This window comes from Parvularcula lutaonensis (genome assembly GCF_014651915.1).
Classification (GTDB): domain Bacteria; phylum Pseudomonadota; class Alphaproteobacteria; order Caulobacterales; family Parvularculaceae; genus Parvularcula; species Parvularcula lutaonensis.
The window spans coordinates 1,520,138-1,536,363 of record NZ_BMXU01000001.1; the positions used below are offsets into that span (position 1 = coordinate 1,520,138).

At 64.1% G+C, this 16,226-nt stretch carries 15 protein-coding genes; 12 read left to right on the forward strand and 3 right to left on the reverse strand.

Translation table 11 applies throughout. The annotated features are described in order from the left end of the window. Nucleotides 1–17 precede the first annotated feature (17 nt). Nucleotides 18–1,346 carry an ActS/PrrB/RegB family redox-sensitive histidine kinase gene (locus tag IE053_RS07360; RefSeq protein WP_189574008.1) on the forward strand — a complete coding sequence of 443 codons (1,329 nt, stop codon included), beginning with the start codon at nt 18–20 and terminating at the stop codon, nt 1,344–1,346. Continuing rightward, nucleotides 1,343–1,891, forward strand: coding sequence for an ActR/PrrA/RegA family redox response regulator transcription factor (locus IE053_RS07365; protein ID WP_189574024.1), 549 nt, complete (start codon nt 1,343–1,345; stop codon nt 1,889–1,891). Before IE053_RS07360 ends, IE053_RS07365 begins: the two co-directional genes overlap by 4 nt. A 67-nt stretch (nt 1,892–1,958) precedes the next feature. Here IE053_RS07365 and IE053_RS07370 read toward each other — a convergent pair whose 3' ends face one another. Continuing rightward, nucleotides 1,959–4,277, reverse strand: a complete 2,319-nt coding sequence (locus IE053_RS07370) for an NADP-dependent malic enzyme (protein WP_189574027.1) — start codon at nt 4,275–4,277, stop codon at nt 1,959–1,961. 596 nt (nt 4,278–4,873) lie between these two features. On the opposite strand from IE053_RS07370, the gene IE053_RS14660 reads away from it, so the two are divergent. The 5 genes from IE053_RS14660 to IE053_RS07395 all read left to right on the forward strand — a co-directional run bounded on the left by IE053_RS14660 (nt 4,874) and on the right by IE053_RS07395 (nt 7,606). Next, nucleotides 4,874–5,458 carry a NifU family protein gene (locus tag IE053_RS14660; RefSeq protein WP_189574030.1) on the forward strand — a complete coding sequence of 195 codons (585 nt, stop codon included), beginning with the start codon at nt 4,874–4,876 and terminating at the stop codon, nt 5,456–5,458. Nucleotides 5,459–5,537: 79 nt separating this feature from the next. Next, nucleotides 5,538–6,134 (forward strand): malonic semialdehyde reductase, encoded by a 597-nt coding sequence (locus IE053_RS07380; RefSeq protein WP_189574033.1) that lies wholly within the window; start codon nt 5,538–5,540, stop codon nt 6,132–6,134. 11 nt (nt 6,135–6,145) lie between these two features. Further along, complete coding sequence (gene tsaB, locus IE053_RS07385; protein ID WP_268249056.1) at nt 6,146–6,751, forward strand: tRNA (adenosine(37)-N6)-threonylcarbamoyltransferase complex dimerization subunit type 1 TsaB; 606 nt, start codon at nt 6,146–6,148, stop codon at nt 6,749–6,751. An 8-nt stretch (nt 6,752–6,759) separates the two neighbouring features. After that, nucleotides 6,760–7,197 (forward strand): GNAT family N-acetyltransferase, encoded by a 438-nt coding sequence (locus tag IE053_RS07390; RefSeq protein ID WP_189574036.1) that lies wholly within the window; start codon nt 6,760–6,762, stop codon nt 7,195–7,197. After that, nucleotides 7,184–7,606: a Fur family transcriptional regulator gene (locus IE053_RS07395; RefSeq protein ID WP_189574039.1), complete on the forward strand. Its 423-nt coding sequence runs from the start codon at nt 7,184–7,186 to the stop codon at nt 7,604–7,606. Before IE053_RS07390 ends, IE053_RS07395 begins: the two co-directional genes overlap by 14 nt. Here IE053_RS07395 and IE053_RS07400 read toward each other — a convergent pair. Together IE053_RS07400 and IE053_RS07405 are read right to left on the reverse strand one after the other, a co-directional pair. Next, nucleotides 7,603–8,178, reverse strand: coding sequence for a DsbA family protein (locus IE053_RS07400; protein WP_189574057.1), 576 nt, complete (start codon nt 8,176–8,178; stop codon nt 7,603–7,605). The two genes, IE053_RS07395 and IE053_RS07400, sit on opposite strands and share 4 nt — an antisense overlap. A 749-nt stretch (nt 8,179–8,927) precedes the next feature. Beyond that, complete coding sequence (locus tag IE053_RS07405; RefSeq protein WP_229786101.1) at nt 8,928–9,473, reverse strand: GNAT family N-acetyltransferase; 546 nt, start codon at nt 9,471–9,473, stop codon at nt 8,928–8,930. 114 nt (nt 9,474–9,587) lie between these two features. On the opposite strand from IE053_RS07405, the gene IE053_RS07410 reads away from it, so the two are divergent. From IE053_RS07410 to IE053_RS07430, 5 genes are all read left to right on the forward strand, one after another. Further along, on the forward strand, nt 9,588–11,324 hold the full coding sequence (locus tag IE053_RS07410) for a DUF4153 domain-containing protein (RefSeq protein WP_189574060.1): 1,737 nt from the start codon (nt 9,588–9,590) through the stop codon (nt 11,322–11,324). A gap of 26 nt (nt 11,325–11,350) precedes the next feature. Continuing rightward, nucleotides 11,351–13,450 carry a S9 family peptidase gene (locus tag IE053_RS07415; protein ID WP_189574063.1) on the forward strand — a complete coding sequence of 700 codons (2,100 nt, stop codon included), beginning with the start codon at nt 11,351–11,353 and terminating at the stop codon, nt 13,448–13,450. 73 nt (nt 13,451–13,523) lie between these two features. Next, entirely contained in the window at nt 13,524–14,648 is a 1,125-nt protein-coding gene (locus IE053_RS07420) for a PQQ-dependent sugar dehydrogenase (RefSeq protein ID WP_189574066.1), read from the forward strand. Between the two features lie 79 nt (nt 14,649–14,727). Then, on the forward strand, nt 14,728–15,705 hold the full coding sequence (bioB, locus tag IE053_RS07425; protein ID WP_189574069.1) for a biotin synthase BioB: 978 nt from the start codon (nt 14,728–14,730) through the stop codon (nt 15,703–15,705). A 66-nt stretch (nt 15,706–15,771) separates the two neighbouring features. After that, nucleotides 15,772–16,200, forward strand: a complete 429-nt coding sequence (locus IE053_RS07430; protein WP_189574072.1) for a hypothetical protein — start codon at nt 15,772–15,774, stop codon at nt 16,198–16,200. Nucleotides 16,201–16,226: the final 26 nt, after the last annotated feature.

The window sequence follows — 16,226 nt, forward strand, 5'->3', positions numbered from 1 at the left end:
GGGAGCAAAGTAGGCCCATGGCACCGATTGCGTTCGAACATCCGTCCATTCTTCGCCAGGGGACCCTCACCGGGCTGCGTTGGTTCGCGATCCTGGGCCAGCTGATCGTCCTCGTGGTGGTGAAGTTCGGCTTCGGTTTCGAGATGCCCCTCGGCGGCATCCTGCTGGCGATCGCTGCGGGCGTGGTCGTCAATCTCTACGCAACGTTGAGCTTCAGCCCGGCCCAGCCGATGAAGCCCACCGAAGTCACGGCCTATCTCTGCTTCGACACGTTGCAGATCGCGACGATCCTCTACTTCACCGGTGGCATCCAGAATCCCTTCGCGCTCTGGCTCATCATGCAGGCAATGCTGGCGGCCTCGAGCCTGCGTCTCAGGCACGCGGCAATCGTCATCGGGCTGGTCGTGGCCTGCTATACGTTCCTGGCGCTTTGGCACATGCCGCTGCCGTGGACGACGACCGATGGCTTCGCGGTGCCGCAGGTTTACAATCTCGGTCTTTGGATCGCGCTCGTGATGGGGGTTGCGTTCACGTCGGCCTATGCGTGGCGGGTGACGCAGGAACGGGTGAAGCTGGCACAGGCGCTGACCGCGACGCAAATGGCTCTCAGTCGTGAAGAGCGCCTGACCGCACTAGACGGACTTGCCGCCGCCGCCGCCCATGAGCTCGGAACCCCGCTCGGGACCATCCAGGTCACGGCCCGCGAGATGGAGAGGGAGCTGCCCGAGGGTCCCCTGAAGGAAGACGCGGCGCTCCTGATCTCCCAGACCCAGCGCTGCCAACGCATCCTGCGGCGGCTTTCGGAGGCCGGTCAGGCCGGCGACGCGGTGCATAATGTCATCTCGCTCGACAGCCTGCTGCGCGAGGCCGCGCGGCCCTTCATCGAAAGCCCCGGCAAGGCCATCGAATTCAGTTTCGATCCCGAAAGCGGCCCGCTCCCAGAGAGGCTTCAGCGCCAGCCCGAGATTATATACGGCCTCCGCAACCTGATCGAGAACGCCACCAAATATGCCGAAAGCCGCGTCGATATCAGCGCGGCTTGGCGGGACGGCCGTCTCGAAGTGAAAATCAGCGATGACGGTCCGGGGATTCCGAACGAGACGATGCTCCGCCTAGGTGAGCCTTATCCGCGAAGCCCGGCGAAACACTCCGATGGCAAGGGCGGGCTTGGCCTCGGGTTCTTCATTGCCAAGACCCTGCTGGAGCGGACCGGCGGCGCGCTGCGTTTCGGGAACAATACGGGACGGAAGGGCGCATGGGTCGCAGTGTCCTGGCCTCTGGCCAAGCTTACCGAGAACCCCAAATCAGTTCCAGATGTATCCCCGAGGGAAGTGTACGCAACATGACAGAAATCCGAGATCTCCCAGACGATGCCAGTTGCCTGATCGTCGATGATGACCAGCCTTTCCGCACCCGCCTCGGTCGGGCGATGGAGAAGCGCGGCTTCAAGCCTGTCCTCGCGGAGGGAGTCAACGAAGCCAAGGCCCTGATCCGGCAGAACCCGCCGTCCTTCGCCGTCGTGGACCTGCGCCTTGACGACGGCGACGGCATCGACGTCGTGAATTTCCTGCATGAACAGCGGGCCGACAGCCGCGCGGTGATCCTGACCGGCTATGGCAACATCACCACTGCCGTCGCCGCGGTGAAGGCTGGTGCCATCGACTATCTCGCCAAGCCTGCCGATGCCGACGATGTGCAGAAGGCCCTTCTCGCCCGCGAAGGCGAGTTTCCCGAGCCACCTGAAAACCCGATGTCGGCTGACCGGGTCCGGTGGGAGCACATCCAGCGCGTCTACGAGCTTTGCGGCCATAACGTGTCGGAGACGGCCCGGCGCCTCGGCATGCACCGCAGGACCCTGCAGCGGATCCTCGCCAAGCGCGCACCGCAGTGACTGCGCTGTAGAGATGAAACCACCGCGGGGCTGGCGCCCCCGGCGGTCCTCAGGCAGCGACCACAGGCTAGAGCTGCGGACGGCCTTTCGAGGTCTCTGCCCATTCCCGATGCTCGGTATCGAGCTCATAGGCGGCGATCGCGGCGAGGGTGAGGATATCGTTGACCTGGACGCCGGTCTGGACGATCTGCACCGGCTTGGACAGGCCGATGAGGATCGGGCCGATCACCGTCGCGCCGCCGATCTCGGCGAGTAGCTTCGATGCGATGCCGCCAGAGTGGAGCCCAGGCATGATGAGAAGGTTCGCATCGCCCGTCAGCCTGCTGAACGGATAGATCTCGCGAAGACGGCTGTTCAGCGCCATGCGTGGGGTCATCTCGCCTTCATATTCGAAATCGATATCCGGTCGGGCGTCGAGGATCTTCACGGCGTTCGAGATCCGCCGCATGTGCTCCGTGTCAGGATTTCCGAAGTTCGAATGGGACGTGAGGGCCACACGCGGCTCGAAGCCGAGCTGCCTGACGGCATGGGCGGACTGGACCGCGATGTCTGCAAGTTCTTCCGATGTCGGATATTCTGCAATTGACGTATCGGCCATGAAGACCGTTCGGCCCTTGGCCAGGATCACCGACATGCCGATCACGCGCTCGCCGGGCCTCGGATCGAGCGCGAGACGGACGTTCCTGAGCGCGACGTTGTAGTGACGGGTCACCCCTGTGACCATGCCGTCAGCGTGGCCACAGGCGAGCATGCATGCCCCAAACGCGTTGCGGTCCTGGTTCACGAGGCGGCGACAGTCGCGCTCGAGATAGCCTTCGCGCTGCAATCGCCCGTAGAGATGCGCCGTGTACTGCTGGGTCTGCGCTGACTCCCGCGCGTTCCAGATTTCGATATTGTGGTTGGCGCTCAGTCCGAGGGTTTCCATAGTCCGGCGGACCTTGTCGTCGCGGCCGATCAGGATCGCCTGGCCGAGGCCCTGTCCTTGGAAGCTGTGCGCCGCGCGGATAACCTGCTCTTCCTCGCCCTCGGCGAAGACGATGCGCTTCTTCGTCTCGCCCGAGCGCACGGTGGCATAGACCTTCTGGAGAAACGCCGCTGACGGATCGAGACGGGTCGCCAGCTTGTGTTGGTAGGCGTCGAAGTCGGTGATGGGCTGCCGCGCCACGCCCGTCTCGCATGCCGCCTTGGCCACCGCAGGGGGGATCTTGGAGATCAAGCGCGGGTCGAACGGTGTCGGGATGATATAGCCGGGGCCGTATTGGAGGCGGGTGCCATAGGCGTTCGCCACCTCGTCCGGCACGTCTTCGCGGGCGAGCTCGGCCAGCGCCCGGGCGCAGGCGGCTTTCATCTCCTCATTGATTGTCCTTGCACGGACGTCGAGCGCCCCCCTGAATATGTAGGGAAAGCCCAAGACATTGTTGACCTGGTTCGGATAATCCGAGCGTCCTGTGGCCATGATCGCGTCGCCGCGCACTTCGGCCACCTGCTCCGGCGTGATTTCCGGTGTCGGGTTCGCCATGGCAAAGATGATCGGGTTCGATGCCATGGAGCGGACCATCTCCTTGGTGAACGCTCCGCCTACGGACAGACCGATGGCGACATCGGCGCCGTCCATGGCCTCGGCAAGTGTCGTCTTGTCCGTGTCCACCGCGTGGGCTGACTGCCACTGGTTCATCGGCTTGTCGCGGCCGGGACGAAGGACGCCGGCGCGGTCGCACATCAGGACGTTCTCGTGCTTCACGCCAAGGGTCTTGATGAGGCTCACCACCGAGATGGCCGATGACCCGGCGCCGGAGACGGCCACCTTCACGTCGCCGATCTTCTTGCCGACGATGTCGAGCGCATTCAGCAGTCCCGCTGCGGCGATGATCGCTGTCCCGTGCTGGTCATCGTGGAAGACCGGGATGTCCATCAGCTCTTTGAGCTTCGTCTCGATATAGAAGCTGTCCGGGGCCTGGATGTCTTCGAGGTTGATGCCGCCGAAGGACGGCCCGAGGTGCTTCACCGCATCGATGAAGGCGTCAGGGTCTTCCGTGTCCAGCTCGAGATCGATCGAGTCGATATCGGCGAAACGCTTGAAGAGGACAGCCTTGCCTTCCATCACCGGCTTCGAGGCCAGCGCGCCGAGATTGCCCAGGCCCAGGATGGCGGTCCCGTTCGAGATCACCGCCACCATGTTGCCCCGCGCCGTCAGGTCGTAGACGCTGTCGGGCTCCTCGGCGATCTTCTTCACCGGCACCGCGACGCCGGGCGAATAGGCGAGGGAGAGATCCCTCTGCGTCGCCATCGGCTTGGTCGGTGTGACCTCCAGTTTTCCGGGTTTCCCCTTGGAATGGAAATCGAGCGCTTCCTGATCGGTGAATTTCGTCGTTGTATCGTCGGCCATGGCCCAGCCTTAACTGCGGTTGTTTCAAGGCACCAGCCACGATGCTTCGGGCGGTTCAACCCCAAATTTCACTCGGGCGCGAGGACGGCGCACGCGGCCGGAGTGTATTGGTCCGTAAGCTGATAACCAAAGCGGGGCGCGCGCAGCTCCTCCCTTGCAACCGAGTCCTCAGGGTCGAAGCTGACATCGCTATCGGTCGATCGCTGCGCCCGGCACCGGCGCATGGGAGAAGTTCGACATCCTGCCGTGCTTCACCTTCTTCGGCGGATCGGAGACATGCAGCGAAGCCCGAGGCTGCTGCGCCAATTGCGCCGCTTTTGCCGAATGCCTGTCGGTCTAGAAAACCAGCGACCGCGCTTCCGCCCGGTGCCCGCGCATTGCGACCGTCCGCGTCTCCGGCGCCCCGTCCTCCGTCACAGTGCCGAGCGTCGGCCAATGGAAGGGAGAGCGGCTATCATTCGCTCCGCGTGAAAGCGCGACCAATCCACGATGCGATGTCGTGAGGCCCTGAAGGCAGGGCGGGGTCGTCCATAGGAAAGACAATTTGCCCGAAAACCTCCCTTGGCGAGCGCGGCATAAGGGTCCACTTAGACGCCATGTTCATTCGCACCGAAGACACGCCGAACCCGCAATCTCTGAAGTTCCTGCCTGACCAGCCGGTGCTGGGTCAGGGGCAGCTGGGGATGGATTTTCCGTCGCCCGGTGCCGCGAAGATTTCGCCGCTTGCGACGGCGCTTTTTGATGTCGACGGTGTCGTCTCGGTCTATCTCGGTGCGGACTTCGTCACCGTGTCCAAGGACCAGACGGTGGACTGGGAGTCCATCAAACCAGCCATTCTCGGCACCATTGCCGATTTCCTCGCTGCGGGCATTCCCGTCGTCGACGAGCGCCAGGCCACCGCCACGGCAGGGACCACCACGCCCGAAGACTACACGGGCGAAGACCGCGAGATCGTCGAGCAGATCATCGAGCTTCTCGAGACCCGTGTCCGGCCGGCCGTGGCCCAGGATGGTGGCGACATCATCTTCCACCGCTACGAGCCGGGCGACGGCATCGTTTTCCTGACCATGCAGGGGGCCTGCGCTGGCTGTCCTTCGTCGACGATGACGCTCAAATCGGGGATCGAGAACCTTCTCAAGCACTACGTGCCCGAGGTGACGGCGGTCGAGGCCGTCGCCTGAGGGCGCGGACGCCCGGCGCAACGGACTCTTGTCACCGGCTGCGATGACAACGCAGCCGCCGGGCGCTATCTGCCCCGACATGGACAGAACCATTCCCATCTCCGCCGAAGCCCAGGCCCAGATTTTCACCGAGGCCAGGACCCGCAACGCATGGTCGGACCGCAAGGTCACCGATGAGCAGGTCAGGCAGATCTACGACCTGATGAAATGGGGCCCGACGTCCGCCAACTGCCAGCCGGCGCGGTTCCTGTTTCTCCGGACCGAAGAGGCCAAGAAGAAGCTCGAGCCTTTCCTGATGGAGGGCAACCGCGAGAAAACGATGGCGGCGCCGCTCGTCTGCATCATCGGCTACGATCTTGCGTTCTACGAAAGGCTGCCCGAGCTCTTCCCGCATACGGACGCCAAGTCCTGGTTCGAGGGCAATGACGACCTGATCCGGGAGACGGCGTTCCGCAACGGCACTCTCCAGGGCGCTTATCTGATGATCGCAGCGCGGGCGCTCGGCCTCGATTGCGGACCGATGTCGGGCTTTGATCAGGACGGGGTCAATGAAGCCTTCTTCGCTGGCACCACGGTGAAGGCCAACTGGATCTGCAATATCGGCTACGGAACCGATGAAAACCTGTTCGAGCGCAGCCCGCGCCTGCCCTTCGACGAGGCGGCTGAGCTGCTATAGCCCTCCTTGCGATCGATACCTGCCTCAGCGCGCTGACACTGGGCCTCAAGCTCGATGATGGAAGGACCGTTTCGGTCTCGGAAGAGATCGGTATCGGCCATGCCGAGCGCATCGCGCCCGCTTTTGCGCAGCTTCTTGCGGAAGCCGGGATCGCCCCTGACGCGATCGACCGCATTGGCGTGACCGTGGGGCCGGGTTCGTTCATGGGCCAGCGCGTCGGGATCGCCTTCGCCAAGGGCCTCGTCATGGGGACCGGCGCGGAAACCGTGGCGCTCACCACCCTCGAAGCCCTCGCTGAAACCGCCGGCTATCCGGTGGCCGTGGCCATCGATGCCCGCCGCGGCCAGGCTTATACCCAACGCTTTGGCAAGCGTGGCGGGGCCAAGGGCACGGCCAAGGTCCGTGACTATGCCGACACCCGTCGCTGGATGGCCAAGCGGAGCCGGGTCGCGGGCTCGGGGGTTTCGGCGGCCGACCCCTCGCGCAACGCCGTGGGACCGCTGGTCCCGAGTGCTGCGGCGCTTCTCCGCCTGACCGAACAGCGCCACGTCTCGCCGCTCCGTACGCTTTACATGCGGGCGCCGGATGCCAAGCCCCCGTCGCGGCCGGCGCTGTGACGATCCGGGTGGCGCAGCCGGGTGACGCGGCGACGCTTGCCCGCATTCACGCAAAGGTGTTCCCCGAAGGCCCCTGGGATGAGCAATTCTGGCGCGAGACCATCATCAACCGCTTCGACACGGTGCTTCTCCTGGGGGATCCGCCGCGCGCCCTTTCTGCATTCAGGCTTCTCGGCGACGAGGCGGAGATCCTGACGATCGGAACCCTCGCCCCCCGTCAGGGCGACGGAGCGGCCCTGATCGAGGGGATCATCATGAGCGCAACCGCCGCGGGTGTCCGGCGCTTGTTTCTCGAAGTGAGCACGTCCAATAAGGCTGCGCGGGCGCTCTACCGGCGCTTTGGATTTGAAGAGGCCGGCAAGCGCCTTGGCTATTACCGCGACGGCTCGGACGCAGCGATCCTGCGCCTTGTCCTCGCCGAGGAGGAAACGGATGGACCGTCTTGAGAAGATCTGCGCCGAAAAGGGCCTGCGGATGACGGACCAGCGGCGTGTCATCACAAGGGTCATTTCGGAAGCGGAAGACCATCCCGACGTTGAAGAGATCCATCGCCGCGCCTCGGAAATCGACAGCCGCATCTCCATCGCCACGGTGTACCGGACCATGCGGCTTCTCGAGGACTACGACGTGGTCCAGCGCCATGACTTCCAGGACGGCCATGGCCGCGCTCGCTATGAAGAAGCCAGCGACGACCACCACGACCATCTCATCAATGTGAAGAACGGAGAGGTGATCGAGTTCGTCAATGACGAGATCGAGAAGCTCCAGGAGAAGATCGCTCGCGAGCATGGTTTCAAGCTGGTCGACCACCGGCTGGAGCTCTACGGCATCCCTCTCGACGAGAACGACGCCTAGGCCAGGATTTCCGCCAGCAATTCGAACCGGTCATGGCCCCAGAATTTCTGGGTCCTTTTGCCGTCGTCGAGTACCGCGAAGGGCACGCCGAAGACTTGGTCTCTCTCGATCAGAGCGCGATCTGCGTCGGTCGCCCCCTCCGGTGCGCGCCCAAGATCGGTGTGGGCATCGAGACCCGCTCGCTCGGCACAGGACTTGAGGCACTCCGGATCGGCAATGTCTTCACTCCGGCCCCAACGGGCATCGGACACGGCGAGCGCGAATTCCAGACCCTTGCCTGCTTCCCGCGCGGCATGGAACGCGGTGATCGAAGGGCTGTAGTCGGGCTCGGGCCGAAGGGGCGGAGCGATGGGCAGGCCGGCCCGCATCGTCATTCTCGGGGCATCTTCGAGCATGTAGCGGAGCTTGGGTTTCGAGTCGGTCGGATTGAGAAATGGGGCATCCCCCGGCGGGCCGTCAAAGACATGGAGACTGGTGGATACCTTCGCCGGCAGGCCCTCCCGCGCCACGAGGCGGAGCCCCAGCCGTGAATAAGGGCTGCGGGGGTGAAAGTAGAGACGCAGACAGGTCATCGAGAAGCTCCTTGACGGCCAATCCCTAGGCGTGACCGGACGGGGCGAGAACGGGTTTCTGCAGCCAGGCGCGGTTAGCTCGCGGAGGACATGGCCATACCGCCGGCGACGGAAGTATGGCCCGCGAACCCCACATCCTCCCTCTGTCTCCCTCTGCCATGGACCCCAGCGATCGCTCGAAACCTTCGCGGCCATACCGTCCGGGCGCGCGTGCCAGTGCGGCATGACCGGCATTGCCGGGCGCGCGAGGAACTCATGCCGGGCCTGGGGGGTGTACGGGGTCTCGGTATGGCCAGTTCGCGACATCGCGCTTTCTGATGAGAGAATGCCGGGCGAGGTTCACGAAGCTCCAGCGCCCTGCTAGACTTTACAATCTGACCTGTTTGGACGTGTAAGAATTGACCATACGACACGATAGAGTTCGATCGGAGCCGCGCCGCGAGTTACGTGCAGTGCAGCAAAGCGGGCTGAGGACCGGACCGTCAGCCTGCCCGAAGCGGGATGGTCCAGCGCGCGGCCTCTTGCTGGCAGGCTCTGCGTGAACTACGGCGTGGCAAGCTGGCATGGCCGTGAAGAGGGTCATTGTTTTTGCGTCGCCGAAAGTCGGCGGTGCGAAAGGGGAAGTCGGCACGGGTTATGCGGTCTTGAAGGCGCAGGGCGGTCCTGCCGCCACGAGATCGGGGGATAGCGCTCAATCCCTAGCGGAGCGCTTTTGACTGGCGAGGGCCTTTCGGGGTCCTCGCCTTTTTTCATTCCCGGCCGGGCTGGCGTCCAAAGAGGAATTCGCGGTCGGCATGGTTCCCGACCATGTATTTGTATTCCTTGATCTTGTCGAAGCCGTAGCGGCGGTAGAGGCGCTGCGCGCCATGGTTCTCGGAATAGACACTGATATAGAGGGGCCCGTATTGCCGCTTGAGCCAGCCGAGCGCCTTCTCGAGCAGCTTCACGCCCAGCCCTTGGCCCTGGTGGGACTTGAGGACGTAAAGCCGGCCGAGTTCGCCTGCGTTCGCTGCCATGTCGTCCACCGGGAGACTGCACGGGCCAGCGACCGCATAGCCAACCGCCTCGCCGCGAGGGGTCCGTGCGATCCACACCGCCGAACCTGCGTCCGACAAGATCTGCTCATAGGCGGCAACGCTGTGCGCTTTGGCGAGGAACAGTTGCAGGTCTTCGAGGCTGTAGAGATGCGCGAAGGTTTCGCTGAAGCTCCGCGCGCCAAGATCCGCGAGATCCGCCTCGTCGCCCGGACCGGCCCTCGTGATCACCGCTTCAGCCATGACTTTCCATGCCAGCATTCGCAGCGGCTCTCAATCGGCCACCCGCGACCTTTGCGCCGCTCGCTGCAGGCGGCGCTTGTGCGTTGAAAGAACAGGCATGACATGCTGTTAAGGCTCAAGGGAGTAGGGCGCATGGATATCCAGATCGACGAGCGGGTTCCGCGGGGCGGGCACAGCCTGATGACCGTCTTCGGACTGCCAGGGGCAGTTCTCGGCTATCTCATCTGGGTCAATGGCGACCTCATCGACAAGGCGGGCGGCGACCCGGACCCGACCCTTCTGGCAATGATCTTCGGGCTTCTTTTCGGGGGCGCAACATATTTCCTGACGGTCCTCAAGGGCCAGATCGTCAGGTCTGCATTGGCCGGTGCCATCGTCGCGCTCATCACCGGAGGCCTCTACCGCATCGGCGTCACCGCAGAAGGCGGGGCGCTGTCGGACGGTGTCCTGCCCTTCCTTGCCTGCGCCGTGATCGTCACGGTGCTGCTGCCTTTCCTGAGGGCGGCGTCGAAGGGGAACAGCTTCTTCGACTACCGCCCGCTCTATGCCGATGCGTGGACCATTCCCGTGCTTGTCGGGGTGGCGCAGGTCTTTGTCTTGGTCGGCATGCTGCTGGCCGCGCTGGTGGCGGCGCTCTTTGCCTTCATCGGGCTTGAGTTCCTTCGGGACCTGATGAGCGAAGGTTGGTTCATCGTCACCTATTTCGGCCTTCTCGAAGCGGTCGGCATCGGTGTCGTGCGCCAGCGCGAGTCCGCCGTGCTGGCGGCGCGGTCGATCAAGATGGCGCTGATCCGGGTTACGGCGCCGGTCTTTGCCGCCTGCGCCACGGTCTTTGTCGGCGCGGTGATGATCCGGGGCTTCGGCTCGCTCATCGAGGGGCTGTCGCCGGTGGGTACGCTGACCGCGGCCGCCGCGGCCTCGATCATCATGATCAACGCCATCGTCGCCGACGAGGGCAGGCCGCAAAATGCCCTGTTCGGTGCCACGGCGCGGCTCCTTGGCATTCTTCTCGTCTTCCTGATGGCGCTCGCCGTTTATGGCCTGTGGATGCGGATCGATAGCGAAGGCCTGACGCCGAACCGCATTGTTGCCGGTGTGCCGGTGCTGGTGTTCGCGCTCTACGCCCCGATCTACGCCGCGGCGGCACTGGCCGAGCGCTGGGTGATCCTGCGCCAGGGCAATATTGTCATGTCGGCCGTCCTGGTGGCCATTGCCGTCTTCATCTGCACCCCGCTCTTCAAGCCTTACACGTGGTCCGTGGAAAGCCAGCTCGCGATCATGCGCGCGGCCCCCGAGGAGGTGACGTCGAGCGATCTCGTCTACCTCCGCGACAAGCTGGGCGCTCCGGGCGAGCGGGCCTTCGCGGAGCTTCGCGCCGGGCAGGGCGTGCTGGCGGAGCGGGCCGCGGCCATCGGCGACCGCCCCGCCTACCAAATCCGCCCCGATGAGACAGGCGCGCCGGGCCGGGTTGATGTGTTCCCGAAAGACCGGGAGGTGCCGCAGGCGCTGAAGGATCTCGCCCTCAAGAACATTGTCGTCGAGGAGGACGCGGTCATCGTCTTCTTCGAGGATCGGCCGCTCGCCATGGTCATGCACCAGAATTACGGCAGCCTGCGCATCGCATTCTACCGCGAGGAGGATGGCAGGTGGACGCTGTTCACCCAGACGGCGCTTTACGTGCCGGAGGACCGGGAGGCGGAACTGATGGACGCTGCGCGCCGCGGCGAGGTCGCCTTCGAACGCCGCAGCTATGATGTTCCCGTCATCGACGGTTCGCCGATCCCGGACACGTTCCGGCAGCTCGAAACTTACCGCGTCGACGAGGCCCCCACAGAAAGCTTGGGTCCGGAGGAAGGGGACGCTAACTGACGGCTCCCTTGAAGGATGGAGCCCTGATGACCGACGCGCCTGTTGCCGAGAAGCGCCCCTTTGAACTGACCCAGCACGGTGAGACCCGTGTCGATCCCTATCACTGGATGCGCGACGACAACTGGCAGGAGGTCCTGCGCGACCCCACGCTGCTGCGCGATGACGTGCGCGCGCATCTCGAGGCCGAAAACGCCTATTACAAGGCGCAGACGGACCATCTCGAGGACCTGAGGACGGCGCTGTTCCAGGAAATGCGTGGGCGGATCAAGGAAGACGAAAGCACCGTTCCGATGCGCGACGGCCCCTTCGAATACTATGTCCGCTACCGCGAGGGTGGTCAGTACCCGATTTATGCCCGCCGCAGGTCCGAGAGCGATCCCGAAGACATCATGCTCGACGGCGATAAGGAAGGCGAGGGCAAGGACTTCTTCTCGATCGGCGGGGTCGATGTCTCCTGGGACCATGAACTGATGGCCTATGGTGTCGATACGCTGGGTTCGGAATATTACGACCTGCACGTCCGCCGACTGGCCGATGGCAAGGAATTCGACGACGTCATTCCGTCGACCGACGGTTCTGTTGTCTGGTCCAAGGACAACAAGGGTTTCTTCTATGTCGAGCGGGACGACAACCAGCGTCCCAAACGGGTGAAGTATCACAGGCTCGGGGACAATCCGCAGGATGACCGTCTTGTCTACGAGGAAGACGATGATGGCATGTTCCTCAGCATCGGCGAGACGTCCTCGGACAAGTTCCTGACCATCACGGTCAGCAACGGCACCACGTCAGAGGATCATGTGATCCCCCTCGACCAGCCCGACGCCGAGCCAAGGGTGATCGAGCCGCGCCAGCACGGTGTCCTCTATTTCGTCGACCATCGTGAGGGCGTGTTCTACATCCATACGAATGCGGACGGTGCCGTCGATTTCAAGATCGTGACCGCGCCTGAAGACGCGCCGGGCCGCGAGAACTGGAAGGACTGGCTCCCCCATGCCAGCGGGACTTACGTGTCCGGCATGGTTTGCTTCAAGGACTGGATCGTCCGTGAAGAGAGGCGGAATGCGAAGCCCCGCATCATTGTCGGGCGCTATGACCGCACGGGCGAGCACGAGATCGGGTTCGACCAGGACGCCTATGCCCTTTCGCTCATGGGGTGGGGGGAATTCGACACCGACGTCATCCGCTTCGCCTATGAAAGCCCCAGCCAGCCGAGCCAGGTCTTCGACTATGACATGGCAAGTCGTGTCCGTACCCTGAGGAAGACACAAGAAGTGCCCTCGGGCCACAATCCGGATGCCTACACGGTTGAACGGATCGAAGCCAAGGCACGGGACGGGGAGAGCATCCCCGTCGTCCTTCTCCGCCGCCGTGACGTGACGCCCGATGGCAACCTGCCCGTCGTCCTCTACGGATATGGTTCGTACGGGATCTATATCGAGGACGATTTCTCGACCCATGTCCTCAGCCTCGTCGACCGGGGTGCGGTTTTTGCCGTCGCGCATATCCGGGGCGGGTCGGCCAAGGGGCGGCAGTGGTATCTCGATGGCAAGCTCGACAAGAAAGAGAACACCTTCACCGACTTCAACGATGCCGCCCAGGCCCTGATCGATGCAGGGTACACGAAGCGCGGGCGAATCGTCGGTTATGGCGGCTCGGCAGGTGGCCTTCTCGTTGGGGCGGCGGTGAATCTCGATCCAGGTCTTTATGGCGGCATCATCGGTGCCGTGCCTTTTGTCGACGTCCTCAGCACGATTTCCGACGACACCCTGCCCCTCACCCCGCCCGAGTGGGAGGAATGGGGCAATCCGATCACCGAGAAGTCGGCCTATGAGACGATCAGCAGGTACTCGCCCTACGACAACATCCGCGCCGGCGAAGCCTATCCGCCCATTCTCGCCACGGGCGGGCTGACCGATTATCGCGTCACCTACTGGGAGCCCGCCAAGTGGATTGCGCGGCTCCGTGAGGAGACCACCGGCGGGCCGTTCCTCCTGCGCATGAACATGACGGCGGGCCATGGCGGCTCGGCGGCGCGGTTCGAGCGCCTCAAGGAGCGCGCGGCGGACTATGCCTTCGCCCTCGATGTCCTGGGTCTCAAAGACGCCGAGCCGGACCGCGGCCTCTGATGACTGCGCCTGCGGCTTCGCCCTCGCCGGCGTGGCCGCTACATGAACCTGAAAAGTTTCAAGGGAGAGCCCTATGCTGACCAGCCTCATCGCCCTCGCCGCGCTTGCCGCGCAGGATGTCCCCGAGGCTCCCGAGCCCGCGCCTCATTCCTTCGACATCGAAGTGATCGCGGACATGGAGGAGCCCTGGGCGCTCGCATTCCTGCCGGACGGCCGGATGCTGGTGACGGAGAAGGCCGGCAGGCTGCTCGTCGTGAACGGCGATGGCGAGGTCGAGACGGATGTCTCCGGCGTTCCCGAGGTCGACTATGGCGGGCAGGGCGGTCTTGGTGATGTCGTTCTCCACCCGGACTTCGCCGAGAACGGGATGATCTACCTTTCCTATGCCGAGGCCGGGCGCCGCAACCGCCGCGGTGCCGCAGTGGGCCGCGGTGTCCTCGACCTGGAAAATGGAACGCTCGAAGATTTTGAGGTCATCTGGCGACAAAACCCGAAAGTGACGGGCCGGGGCCATTACGGCCACCGCCTCGCATTCACTCCCGACGGGGAATATCTTTTCATCAGCTCCGGCGAGCGGCAGAAATTCAACCCCGCCCAGGCGATGAACATGAACCTCGGCAAGATCGTCCGTGTCTACCCGGACGGCTCGATCCCCGAGGACAACCCCTTCTATGACCAGGGCGGCGTGACCCGCGAGATCTGGACCCTCGGCATGCGGAACCCGCTCGGTCTCGACTTCGACGCCGAGGGCAATCTGTGGGAGGTCGAGATGGGCCCCCGCCACGGCGACGAGTTCCAGCGGATCGAGAAGGGCGAGAACTACGGCTACCCGAAAGTCTCCATGGGCGATCACTATTCGGGCCGCGAAATCCCTGACCATTCCGAAGGCGACGGCTTCCGCGCCCCGGACGAGTATTGGGTGCCCGCGATCAGCCCGTCCTCGCTCCTGATGTACAAGGGTGACATGTTCCCCGAATGGACCGGCTCGGCGCTGATCGGCGCTCTTTCCGGCCAGGCGCTGGTCCGCGTCACCCTGGATTGCGACACCGATCCAGACGGCGTCTGCGAGGCGGAGCGCTTCGACATGGGTGCCCGGATCCGCGCGGTGGATGAAGCCGCCGACGGATCGGTCTACCTGATGGAGGACGGCGGCGAACGCGGCGAAGGCCGCATCCTGCGCCTGACGCCGAAGAACTGACCTTGATCTGACGCGCCTCAGACGCCACGAAACCAAGGCGGGGCCGCAGGCTCCGCCTTTTTTGTCCAGGAGTTCCCCGATGCCGCTCGATACCCCGCCAGCGACCCGCACCGACTGGACGCGCGAGGAGATCGGAGCGCTCTTCGACCTGCCGTTTACGGAGCTTCTCTTCCGTGCGGCGGAGGTTCATCGGAGCCATTTCGATCCCACCGAGATCGAGGCCGCCCAGCTCCTTTCCATCAAGACCGGCGGCTGCCCCGAGGACTGCGGCTATTGCAGCCAGTCGTCGAAGTTCGACACCGGCCTCAAGGCCTCCAAGCTGATGGATACGGAGCAGGTGCTCGCCGATGCCGCGCGGGCCAAGGCGGGAGGGGCAACCCGCTTCTGCATGGGCGCCGCCTGGCGTAGTCCCAAGGACCGGGACATGCCCGCGCTCGAAGCGATGATCCGCGGCGTCAGGGACATGGGTCTCGAGACCTGCATGACCCTCGGTATGCTGACCGATGACCAGGCGAAGAAGCTCGCGGATGCCGGCCTCGATTACTACAACCACAATATCGACACGTCAGAAGAGCATTATGGGAAGGTCATCACCACGCGGAGCTTCGCGGACAGGATCCGGACGCTGGAGACGGTGCGGAAGGCGGGCATCAACACCTGCTGCGGCGGCATCCTCGGCCTCGGCGAGACGCGCACCGACCGGGTGAGCTTCGTGCATACCCTCGCCACCCTGCCCGAGCATCCGGGCAGCGTGCCGATCAACGCGCTTGTTCCCATCGAGGGCACGCCGCTGTCGATGGCCGAGCCTGTCGAACCCATCGAGCTTGTCCGCACCATCGCCGCCTGCCGCATCACCATGCCCCAGAGCGTGGTGCGCCTTTCCGCGGGTCGCGAGGACATGTCGGACGAAACCCAGGCCCTTGCCTTCCTCGCTGGCGCCAATTCGATCTTCGTCGGCGACGCGCTCCTGACGACCCCGAACCCCGAGCCGAAATCCGATGCCGCGCTCTTCGCCAGGCTCGGCCTCAGGCCCGCAAAAGCGAGCCCTCGCGCCTGAACCTCTTTTCATGTTCTTCGATAATCCCCATCTTGAGCATTCAGGACTCTGGAGGAGGAAGGGCACATGGATTTCGACCTGTTCGGCTACGGCCAGATCGGCGTTTTCGGGTTCGTCTTGGCGATCATCCTGATCGGCAGTTTTTTCAACTATCTGAAGGTTCGTTCGAACAACGAAACGATCCGCGCGCTTGCTGCGTCAGGCCAAGGCATCGACCCTGAGCTTCTCGGCCATCTCAAGCGTGAGAGCGGCGAGACCGGTCCCGGGATGGTGATCGCCGGCTTCATCACCGTGGCGGTCGCCATCGGCCTTTATTTCTTCGGCAGCCAGCTCGGCGTTGCCACGGGCGATGACCAGGTCGGCCCGGTCTTCCGCGCGATTGCCATGATCCCCGGCTTCGTCGGTGCAGCGCTTCTCGTCGCGGGCCTGTTCATCACCGTCTTCCGCAAACGCGGCAAAGGCGCCGCCGTGCCCGACGAAGAACTCGGCTTCTGATTTGGCGAGGGGCCCTCGGGCCTGCT